The organism is Baia soyae, assembly GCF_004341445.1.
In the GTDB taxonomy this organism is placed as follows: Bacteria; Bacillota; Bacilli; order Thermoactinomycetales; family Thermoactinomycetaceae; genus Baia; species Baia soyae.
The window spans coordinates 27,001-37,635 of record NZ_SLXV01000028.1 but is presented as its reverse complement, the minus strand read 5'-3'; the positions used below and the strand labels follow the sequence as shown (position 1 = coordinate 37,635).

General features: G+C 43.0%; 13 protein-coding genes. 3 read left to right on the top strand and 10 right to left on the bottom strand.

Translation table 11 applies throughout. From position 1 onward, the window contains the following. The coding region (locus EDD57_RS15295) for an alpha-helical endospore appendage domain-containing protein (RefSeq protein WP_481170251.1) at positions 1-116 on the bottom strand (116 nt) is incomplete at its 3' end. 235 nt (positions 117-351) lie between these two features. Between EDD57_RS15295 and EDD57_RS15150 the strand changes: the two genes are divergently transcribed. Next, on the top strand, positions 352-564 hold the full coding sequence (locus EDD57_RS15150) for a recombinase family protein (RefSeq protein WP_131849210.1): 213 nt from the start codon (positions 352-354) through the stop codon (positions 562-564). A gap of 38 nt (positions 565-602) precedes the next feature. Then, positions 603-887, top strand: coding sequence for a recombinase zinc ribbon domain-containing protein (locus tag EDD57_RS09420; RefSeq protein WP_131849206.1), 285 nt, complete (start codon positions 603-605; stop codon positions 885-887). Between the two features lie 77 nt (positions 888-964). Here the strand turns inward: EDD57_RS09420 and EDD57_RS09415 are convergent, their stop codons facing one another. Further along, positions 965-1,681 carry a GH25 family lysozyme gene (locus tag EDD57_RS09415; protein WP_243649506.1) on the bottom strand — a complete coding sequence of 239 codons (717 nt, stop codon included), beginning with the start codon at positions 1,679-1,681 and terminating at the stop codon, positions 965-967. A 202-nt stretch (positions 1,682-1,883) separates the two neighbouring features. On the opposite strand from EDD57_RS09415, the gene EDD57_RS09410 reads away from it, so the two are divergent. Beyond that, positions 1,884-2,615 (top strand): alpha/beta hydrolase, encoded by a 732-nt coding sequence (locus EDD57_RS09410; RefSeq protein WP_131849205.1) that lies wholly within the window; start codon positions 1,884-1,886, stop codon positions 2,613-2,615. Positions 2,616-2,672: 57 nt separating this feature from the next. Here the strand turns inward: EDD57_RS09410 and EDD57_RS09405 are convergent, their stop codons facing one another. From EDD57_RS09405 to EDD57_RS09370, 8 genes are all read right to left on the bottom strand, one after another. Beyond that, positions 2,673-3,122, bottom strand: coding sequence for an NUDIX domain-containing protein (locus tag EDD57_RS09405; protein WP_131849204.1), 450 nt, complete (start codon positions 3,120-3,122; stop codon positions 2,673-2,675). Positions 3,123-3,127: 5 nt separating this feature from the next. Next, on the bottom strand, positions 3,128-3,793 hold the full coding sequence (locus tag EDD57_RS09400) for an AIM24 family protein (protein ID WP_131849203.1): 666 nt from the start codon (positions 3,791-3,793) through the stop codon (positions 3,128-3,130). 43 nt (positions 3,794-3,836) lie between these two features. Next, positions 3,837-4,904 carry a glycine-rich domain-containing protein gene (locus tag EDD57_RS09395; RefSeq protein ID WP_131849202.1) on the bottom strand — a complete coding sequence of 356 codons (1,068 nt, stop codon included), beginning with the start codon at positions 4,902-4,904 and terminating at the stop codon, positions 3,837-3,839. Positions 4,905-5,140: 236 nt separating this feature from the next. Continuing rightward, on the bottom strand, positions 5,141-6,298 hold the full coding sequence (locus EDD57_RS09390; protein WP_131849201.1) for a beta-methylarginine biosynthesis bifunctional aminotransferase: 1,158 nt from the start codon (positions 6,296-6,298) through the stop codon (positions 5,141-5,143). A 4-nt stretch (positions 6,299-6,302) separates the two neighbouring features. Next, positions 6,303-7,334 (bottom strand): 2-ketoarginine methyltransferase, encoded by a 1,032-nt coding sequence (locus EDD57_RS09385; protein WP_131849200.1) that lies wholly within the window; start codon positions 7,332-7,334, stop codon positions 6,303-6,305. Positions 7,335-7,368: 34 nt separating this feature from the next. Continuing rightward, positions 7,369-8,415, bottom strand: a complete 1,047-nt coding sequence (gene ltaE / locus EDD57_RS09380; protein ID WP_131849199.1) for a low-specificity L-threonine aldolase — start codon at positions 8,413-8,415, stop codon at positions 7,369-7,371. After that, positions 8,412-9,452, bottom strand: a complete 1,041-nt coding sequence (locus EDD57_RS09375; RefSeq protein WP_131849198.1) for a PLP-dependent cysteine synthase family protein — start codon at positions 9,450-9,452, stop codon at positions 8,412-8,414. The genes ltaE and EDD57_RS09375 overlap by 4 nt, the downstream gene beginning before the upstream one ends. Before the next feature lie 5 nt (positions 9,453-9,457). Then, positions 9,458-10,381 (bottom strand): GHMP family kinase ATP-binding protein, encoded by a 924-nt coding sequence (locus EDD57_RS09370; protein ID WP_131849197.1) that lies wholly within the window; start codon positions 10,379-10,381, stop codon positions 9,458-9,460. Positions 10,382-10,635 lie beyond the last annotated feature (254 nt).

Sequence of the window (10,635 nt, the reverse complement as noted above, 5' to 3'; positions counted from 1 at the left end):
ATAATATGGCTAAGTCCTAACTCTTCTAACGCAATCGAGGACAACAACAGGTTAATGGCATCTTCCCTTGTGATCTGAATATTGGGTGAAATATTCGGGATATTCGCTTGTGACATTGTATGCCTCCTCCCATAAGTCTTACTATATATATGTTGAGTTGCTGATGGATGACTGGGCAATATCTCAATGGAAAGACGATTCACCTTAGGATTCATCTACAGTTTACATTTAGTAACCATTACCTGAGCAGAGATCTCGATTCAAGTCATGCCATTAGCCTGATGGCGATGACATAAGAATAGGGTTGTTCCTAAAAGACATCTCTGAAAAGATATCTGTTAGAACAATCCTATTAGGGTATATAATATTGCAAAGCATCTAAACAAGTCAGGAATCCAATTTCAAAATGGATCTATGTGGAAACAGTTTACTATATCAAGCATTATTCAAAATGTTACTTACATTGGAAAAATACAATTTAAAAAAAGAAGTACACAAAATCAAAAGATCCAAGATATAACGAAAGCATTACAAGAAGGCCTCAATCTGAATGGATCGATGTAAAAGGAAAGTACCATACCCCAAACAATGGACAGGCTCCAATGGTAAATCCCTTAAATGGACTTATAAGGTGTGGCGAATGTGGTCGTACTATGACAAGCATGAGAGGTTCAAATAGGGTGCTACGACTCAGATGTGCCCATTTCAAATATGGGTGTAATAATCGTAGCTCTCTGCTACACCAGCTCGAAAAGATGTTGTTAAAGGAACGAAGGAAAAAAGAAGAAGAGAAAGAACAGGTCGAGCATACCCTTATTCCTGAGATCGAAAATGTACTAGATTTATACCATGCAACCACTTCAGTAGACAAAAAAATGAGCTACTGAAAAGTATCTTAGAATATGCAATATATAGCAGAAAGGGAGATAAACCCATCACTCTTCAGATTTATCCCCGTATCTAATCATTTCATATCTATTGTGTGGTATCCTGTTAGTTGTTCCGAGGTTCCACTAAATACATTGATGTCTACATAACTATCAATCCCATTCACTCTACCTCTATTACTGTACTGCCAAAATGCCCACTTTTGGCTACCGAGTGTAGGAAATTTGACGATATCCCTAATCCAAATATCAAATTCATTCAAGTGACCTTTGATATAGGCATGGTATGTATCATAAGTAACATATAAGATCGGCTTCTTCTTATATTCTTGCTCCATTTTCAGTGCTAGCGTCCGTAACTCCTTTCTTACCTTATCTGGATCATGTTCCAAATGGATCTCTACATCGATCACTGGCGGCAAATGATCCGGCTGCTTCGGTACCTTGTTGATAAAATGGAGTGCTTGTTCTTCGCCAGAACTACTCATGGAAAAAAAGTGATATGCACCTGTTAAGAATCCATACTTTTTTGCCTCTCCCCAATTGTATTCAAATTTGGGATCGATAAAATCCTGACCTTCTGTCGCTTTTATATATACGAATTTAAAATCTTCTTCTTGGACTACTTTCCAATTAATGTGTCCTTGGTGATGCGATACATCCAAACCCTTCACTTCATATCCTACTGCAAACAACGAATTATGCCAGATTATCCCCTTATACTCTAAAAAGCCCAAAGTAATAATCGAGATTACAATAATAAGTAACCATCTAAAACGGTTTATATGTACCACTCCTCTTACATCTAATTAAAACACAACAGCCAGGTTGCAGATAAACAATTTTATTTATATTGATAACTTTCGGCCAAAGGAGAACGGAAACCTTTTATTCGCTATGAGTGGATTATTTGGGTATATTGTAATAAAAGTATTTATTTTTGTAGGACTGTTAAACAACATACTTGTGTTTTTCGTATAGAAAGGGCAATGAGAAATGGATACCAAATATCTAACTAGAACGATTAAAAAAGAAACGCTGACAAGTTCCCATTTAGGAGAGTCGAAAGAGATTCATGTTTATCTACCACCGGATTATGATGAATCAGTATCGTATCCCCTACTTATCCTCCATGATGGACCGGATTATCTTAATTTAGGCAGGATTGCTACACAGGCAAATCAATTACTATCACAAAATGAGATGGTGCCGGTTGTGATGGCATTTGTACCGGTGGATAAAAAGAAACGAACAGCACAGTATTCACCTACAGGGGAATTCCATGAAGCGCATAAGCTGATGATTGTTGAAGAGTTGCTACCGCTTATGCAGGAACGATATTCGGTTGATACTGCTACTGACAAGTTGGTCATAGGAGGCTCTTCTTTAGGAGGTACGGTCTCTCTACATATCGCCCTTGAGTATCCAGAAATCTGTAACCGGGTACTATCTCAATCGGGGGCTTTTCTCGAACAAACGGTACAGGATCTCTCACGTGTGTATTCCCTACAGTTTCTCGAGATCTATCAGTCGATCGGCCTATCCGAAACGGCTATTGAAACGCATATGGGAACCTTGGATCTCGTAGCGAGGAATCGCGAGGTCCACCAGCTTCTATTAGAGAAGCGAGCTCATGTAGCGTATCACAAAGAAGAGGGCGACCATACGTGGGGCTTCTGGCAACGGGAGCTCCCGAGGGCATTGAAATTTTTCTTTCCTACGAATTAACATAGATAAAAGGGCCAGATTGGTTCTGTCCCTTTTGTTTGATGATCCAGATTTGACTTAGTTACTAGCTGCTTCTTGAAACTTCTTCAACACTTCCTTCACTGCTTCCGTAACAGGTACTTCTCCTGTTAGGGCTACCCACTCGTACAAATCGTGCTCCTCTAAGATGATTTTATCTGAATTAGATACAGCTACAGCGAAGTTGAATTGGCGGCTCTTCTTGCCACTACGGCTCATGTAGTCGAAGGAATTGATATAACGACGAATCGAAACCACATCAAGCCCCGTTTCTTCTTTCACTTCACGAATCAGTGCCTTATCAATTGGTTCATCCGCTTCGACTTTACCACTCGGCAACTCATAGACCCCGCCCATGAAATCATCTGGTAATCGCCGGAGTATGAGTACCTTATTATCTTTCTGTACTACCGCACCCACCGCAAACTGTTGTACGCCATCGTGAATAGCTTGCTCCGTGAGCTGAGTGAGAAGGGAATTGTCAAACATGTACATCATCCTTTTAGGTTTTGTTGATCATTTTCATAAGGTTGGACGAGCACTTTTCCATTTCCACTAAACGCTAGCTGAAAGGTCTCGCCAGAGGATTTACCGATTAATGTTTTGAAGTTGATATCGGTACGAATGGAAGGTGAGGTGCCCGAAGTCCAACCTAGTACGGAGTCTGGATCTACGACGCAGGGAGCCTCTAGTGCAATGGGCTCGCCAAAGGAGGTGATCGCAACACAGCCGTGACCGCTTAGTTTACAGGTAAAGAGGCCACCGGACATAGAGCCGCCACCTTTTAATAAGGTAACATCCCAATCGATTGTCTTTTCAAAGGCGAGGAGATTTCTACTTTCTACAAAGAAGGTTTCTCCTTTCAGTTCAATGACCATAATATCGGCCGCTTGGTTTGCTAAAAATAAATCGCCATTTCCGACTGCCTTCATCAAAGGCACACCTTCGCCGGTTATCTTCTTTTTAATCCACTTGCTAAGCCCGCCACCCGTGCTACTTTCAAATTTGATATTCCCTTGGTACGCAACCATACTCCCTGCTCGACAATATACAGAATCGGTCAAACGGATTTTTAATGCTTTTGAATTTTGAAGTGTAAAAGCTTGAGGGCTATCCACCTCTTCCGCACGGTGCAATAACTGATCTAGAGAATCAGACATATAGATTCCTCCCGATTGAAATAATAATCATGCCGTTCTTTTCCTAACTTCCACCACCACAGCCACCGCCGCCGCATCCTCCACCGCCACCGCCACAACTACTGCCGCCGCTACTGCCTCCACAGCTGCTTCCTCCTGAATCACTACTGCCCGAGTCACTGCTTCCTGAGTCACCGCTACCTGAATCATTGCTACCTGAATCACTATCACTTGAATCAAATATATAGTTACCACTATAAGAACTTGATTGCGCGTTAAGGAGAGCATATTGAGCAAGAAACGAATCATAATGGTAGGCAGATAAAAATAGGAACCCAACAAGGATGTAATCAGATGCTTTCACGTTATGGTGCTTTTTAAACGTTTTTACGCTAGATCCGTGGGTCACGTAAAATTGGTCCAGTTTCTCTAATTTTTGCTTCACTTGCTCGATTAACAGCATTTGTATGTTTTCTATCACAGGGAAATGAGATGCAGAGTGTGTGTTAAAGTACCTTTCCTGTAGCTTCTCCGTTGATAACGTGCGAAAATCATGAATGACCTGAACAGAGACTGGATGTTTTAAAAACTTTCCCCATGTGTAGTTCGTATATTTAGTTGGCTTAAATAGTAAATGAAAGATAAGGTCAAACCATGCACGATCGTCTGGAACTAGTTTCTGCTCTTCCGGCCCGTGCGGTTGATGATGGAGAATACTTCCTAATAGTTTCTTGGAGAATTGTTCATAGTCCTTAGTGAACATTAACATCTCATGCCAGATTACATCCACATCTCGGCTATACATCGGTACATACGGGAGAATGGAAACCATCGCTAAGTAGCGCTTCCACTCGAACCAACGATTTTGAAAATCGTCTTGTGAGATTTGATATTCGCGGATCACTCTCTCTCTTACCTGACTGGCATAGTACTCCGGAATCGATTGTTCAACATGTTCCACTAGCTTCTTCATCTCTGCTCGGAACGGTTCTTCATTCTTTTGTAATCCTAAATCAGGCAACACATGTAAACCCATGTTCTTCGCCTTTTTTTTATTATTCCGGACAACGACATTTACGATAATGGTTACCATGATAAACATAAACAACAATATACCGATTAATAGCTCCAAAGCATTTCCCCCTTACTTCGTTCTATTGTATGATCAAGACCATGCGAATCATGATCTACCTACTATTACCCACAGGTACACATAAGTAATGTAACTTTTTGATTACAACAAAATGACTGTCATACTACTTAAGACTAGCATATTCGAGTCTAGGAGAGCCTGTATTTGATTATATTTCAGAAAAATGAGTAAGCCGTGTAGAGGGGCAGATGCATGCCCCGGGCTATCTAGCCTAGCTAATTCACATTGCACACCGAATCAGAACTACACAACCTACCAAACTCCTCCATCCCCTTCACCAACAACTCAAGGGCCTTCTCAATCATTTCAACCGAATGAATAATCGGAACCCGAATATACGATCCCTCAATCCCGTCATAGTTACTCGTTGTCGTCAATGCAAGCCCATACGCAATCAACACAAAATCCGCAAACAAGTCAATATCATCTACTGGTAGCTTTACGAAGAATTGGGTTCCTCCAGCTGGAATCGTGTATTGGATGTTTTCCATCTTAGTCAATTGCTGCTCCACATATGCCTTACGATGCCGGATAATTTCTACCAGTTCATCGTTGCCTTTTTGAATCAAGTCATAGGCTTGTAATTGGGATAGTCCACTAATCGCAACGCATTCCGCTTCGCATAACCCGGATAATTTCTTAATATTTTCCGCGTCCGATGTAATCCAACCGATCCGCAAACCCGGGGCACCGTAGTTTTTTGACATCGAGTTCACGGTGTAGAGATGTTGCCAATCTGTACTCGCAACAAGAGGGGAGTGTGTAAGATTCCCCTCAAATGTGTAGGAATCGTAGATCATATCGGCGATTAGGGCAACTTGGCGATCTTGTGCAAAGCTGACTAACTGATTCACGACACTCTCAGACAAAATGCCGCCGAATGGATTATGCGGTGTGTTGACGTAGATAAACCGCACGTCGTCTGTGTACAATTGTTCCAATTGCCCTAGCATTTCGGTTTGATCCGATGAAAAATATACCATTTGATATCCAGAAGCTTTTAAGATATCAGCAATGTTCCCTAATACCGGGGCTTGGACGAGGGCTATTCCCCCCGGCTTGTACAAAGAACGGAAGATGAGGGATAACGCATGCATCGCTCCATTGGTAACTAGTATATTTTCATTTTGAACATTGGACTGATACTTACTCTGATCCCGTTCTTTTAGTCCATGTAGCAGAAAATCATAGCCATTGCACGGTGCATATTCACAAATATAGGGCTGCTTACTTGCAACGGGCTGAATCGGCGTATCCCACTGGGGCACATTTTCAATTAAGATCGTAAACGGACGATCTGGATGTAGAGCGATGTATTGAAGGCGTTGTTGGAGTAGTGTGTACGGACTGTTTTGACTCGTGATTCTGAGCATGTTTTCAGCCTCTTTTCTTTAATAAAAAACCAATTTCAAGACCGGTAGAGTCCACATTTTGATCTGTGGTATCTTTGGAAACAATCGTTAATCCACAACGCTCAAAGATCTGATCCCAAAATGCTTCTGTCTCCATTTTTTGTTCTGTGAAGTAGTGGAGCAGGTAATAGGGATTGTAGTAGGCACGGGACAATCCGTGGCGCATTGTTTGTGGATCGTCGATTCGATTATCTACTTCAATTACAATTAGGTGAATGTCAGGGAAGCGGTCCGTTACCATATTTAGAAATTGAACAACGCCTTCTTCTCCTTCTTGGCCGAGAATCTCATGCAATACAAAGCCTAGTACGAGGAAATCGGGCTCATAATCGATCTGTTGATGAAAGAAATCAATCGCATTTACGTTAGAAAGGCGAATCCGATTCTCCAGACCCCGCTCTTGAATGAGACGTACTGCCTCGTTGTATCCTCCTTTACTCGGCTCCGTGCCCCATGCCTCAATATGCGGAAACTGTTCACAGAATTCCACTAGATACATCCCGTTTCCACAACCAAGATCTAACAATTTATTGCATTGATCCGGAATTCGTTCCATCAGGCGACGCGTAAGTGGGATGGAGTCGTAATGGCTAATTCCACAGGAACCAATGCCTACTTTCATCGCATCGCGCGTAGCCCAGCCGGAATCTTTATACAACTTTTCACCGACTTGAAAAAACGTTTTCGCATAACCGCCAATTAGCATGATGTACCACGCACGGAAGTCTAAAAGCTCTTTCCCTTTCTCAGTAAGAGAAAAGAGTTTCCCTTCCTCCCATACGATTCCTTCGACTTTCAAATATTTTAGGAAGCCTTCTAACTTGGACTCGTCCATATTTAGCTTCTCTCCCACTTGGGGAACGGTCACTTCACCCTGTTCATTTATCAGGTCAAACAGCCCTGTATCAAAGAGATGATAAATCGAAACGGCTAACACGTGCTGGCGAATCGGTTCAATTGCTTCAATTAATCGGCCTTCTAAATTCCCCTTAAACATATGAATCTCTCCCTTGTTGTAAGTAGCACGGTATTTACGAATTGAGGACATTTTGTATAATGAGTAGCGCTTGATTGATATCTTGAGAAGTAATCCCAGAATGGGTTACGGCACGAATCCGGCCATGTCCTAGTTCATCAACGTATAACCCCTGTCTGCGTACGGCTTCTACGAATGTTTGCCAAGTAAAGCGTTTATCTTGTACACGGAAGAAAACGATGTTGGTATCTACCGATTTCACATCACATTCGATTCCTTTTATAGAATCTAAGCCTGCCGCTAACTGCTTAGCGTGAGCATGATCTTCTGCCAACCGTTCTACCATGTGATTTAGAGAAATGAAGCCTGCTGCCGCGATAATCCCTGCTTGCCGCATGCCACCCCCTAGCATTTTTCGAATCCGATATACTTTCTGAATGAATTCTCGATCCCCGACCACCATGGAACCAATCGGAGCTGACAATCCTTTGGATAAGCAAAATTGGAGAGAATCCGCATATTGGGCCACTTCCGAAATGGGGATATCTAGGGCTACAGCTGCATTACACACACGCGCTCCATCCATATGAACCGGGATTCTCTTTTCTTTAGCAAAGGCTTGCACTTCCGCCAAATAGGAGAGCGGGAGCACACGACCGCCCATACGATTATGTGGATTCTCTAAGCAAATAAGGGCTGGCAAAGCAAACTGTGGATCTGTTAGGTCGTTTGGAAATCCCTTTTGTAGATCTTCTATGACGAGGCGTCCATCTGGCTGTGTGGGAATCGGCTCATACATAATCCCGCCACATACTGCCGCGCCACCTGCTTCGTAAATATAAATATCGGACTCGTTTCCGACTAATACTTTTGAACCTCGTGGGCAGTGGGCCATCAAAGAGGTCAAGTTGGCCATCGTGCCACTTGGGACGAAAATGGCCGCCTCTTTACCAAACATCTCTGCCGCCCGTTCCTCTAACTTCTTCACGGTTGGATCTTCGCCGTATACATCGTCACCCAATTCAGCACGAATCATCGCATCTAACATTTCCTGCGTAGGCAAGGTGAATGTATCACTTCGCAATTCAATCTTCTTACTCATTCGGACCTTCCTCCTCTTCGTGATAATGCTTGATATGACCATGATTCGACCACTGTATCCGCTACTGTAATTTGCTTAGGGGCTTCAGGAAGTCGTAGACTATCAATCCCCTTTTCCATTCGATAGTTTGGATTATAAATGGTATGAACGTAGCGATCTCCGCGGTCTGGGAAAACAGCTACAATCTTCGTATCGGGAGATACTTGGGAGCTGATCCACCTTGCTACCGCATAAACAGAACCGGAGGAATTCCCGGCAAATATTTTTTCTTCCTTTGCAAGTAGGAGTGTAGCGGCAAATGCCTCTTCATCGTTTAACCAATGAACCTCATCGACAAGGGAGTGATCTACATTGGGAGCAACTAAAGAATTACCCAGACCACCTTGCAATCGCCCGGGTTGGTCGGGTTGGCCAAAGATCACACTTCCTGTGCAATCCACTGCGATCACCTTTAAATTAGGATTGAATTGTTGTAAGGCTCGCGCCGTGCCTGACATAGAACCACCACTGCCCACCGAAGCGACCAATATATCTACATGTCCCAGATCTTCAACCAGCTCTTCTGCAAGCAATTGATAGGCGGCTGGATTATCTGGATTTTCGTATTGCCGTGGGAAAAAGGCCTCCGGTAATTCATCCAACAACTGATACAGAAGCTCCAGTCGGGCACTTTGCCAGCCGTTTACCCCCATCTGCTCCACAACGTAAATCCTGCATCCTAAGGATTCCAGTTTGGCAAAGGTAACGGGATCCATCCGTGGATCGGTGACGATATGAACCTCGTGCCCTAAATACGTTCCAACGAGCGCAACGCCACACGCCATCGTTCCCGAAGAACTTTCAATAATGGGCGCTCCTTCTTTCAACTCCCCCGTTCGTTTGGCTTCTAATATAATTCGCTTAGCCACTCGATCTTTCATGCCAAATGGATTCTGCATCTCCAGTTTGGCGTAAGCTTGCCCACTCGCCTGATCATCCAAACGTAATCGGACTGTGGGGGTATTTCCGATGGAATCAATAAGGCTCTTCCATTTCACACGGTTCATCCTCTCTGAAAAATAGGTGAATGATTCCAAACGCAATCTTCTTCCCATGAGTAGTAAATATTGACTTCACCTGATATTTCAGTAAGTAGATGAATGGCTTTCTGGAGCTTATTTGGATAGTCAGGGAAAAGAGAAGAAAGTAACAATCCAATACATGTACCGCTATGTGTGACAATGACACCCAAGGCCTCTACTTGCTCGCATATTTCCACCATCTTCGAAAAAGATTGTTTGGTGAGAAGTTTCTGATTTTTCAGGGCGCTCTGTGTGGAAATTTGACCTACACGAGCGTAATCGCGCTGTTGGATAGCCATCGTGATCTCATCTAGCAATTGTCGATACTCTATCTTATCTTCTGAGGTAAACGGCTTTTCTTGTTGATTAAAGCGGAGTGTATCTACCATCCCGCCTTCATCAATACTAACGACTGTTAGATTAGGGAGTGGACCCATGAATTCTCGCAGTTGGACTTTTTTATGGTAAAACGAAGTGACCCCGGGGTACATCACTCCATCAGATGGCTCGATTTCAGCCAAAAAACGGCCTATCTCTTCCTCGTTGATCCCTAGGTCATAGCAGTTATTAATAGCCCTAGCACATGCGACTAAATCGGCCGAAGAGCTCGCTAGGCCTTTTCCAACTGGAAGGGTACTCTCAATCGTGATTCTCCCTCCTGTCGGAAGTTTATACCAAGCTAGCATTTGCTCAGCTAGTTTTTGGGTCTTGGTTTTGTAAGAGGGGCTTACTTCAATGAAGTCTTTGCTAGAGTCGGATACGAATGTAACTTGGGATGATCGGGTGATGGGAAATGATACTAGGAAGTCTAGGTTGTTTTCTGGTAAAACACCTTGTAGTAGCTCGCCAAAGGTTCCGAACGATTGTCCGAATCCGATTTGCCTAGACTGGGCTTTTTTATTCATTGGGTTACCTTCCTTTTACTTTGTAGCAAAGGAGCAAGTTGAGTTGAGTTTGATAGAACGATAGTGCAAAAAGATGTGATTAGCTGATTGGAGTAAGCCCGGGGCAGATACATTGCCCCTAGTCCTACTAGCATTTACGGTTAAACAAGCTCGGTTAAAACAAGTTGCATATTTTCGTAACAAAGGTTTGTTAATAGGTTACTAACCCATTTTGGTAAGAGTTTTCGCGTACTGATGTCTAAGTTGGGTATTTC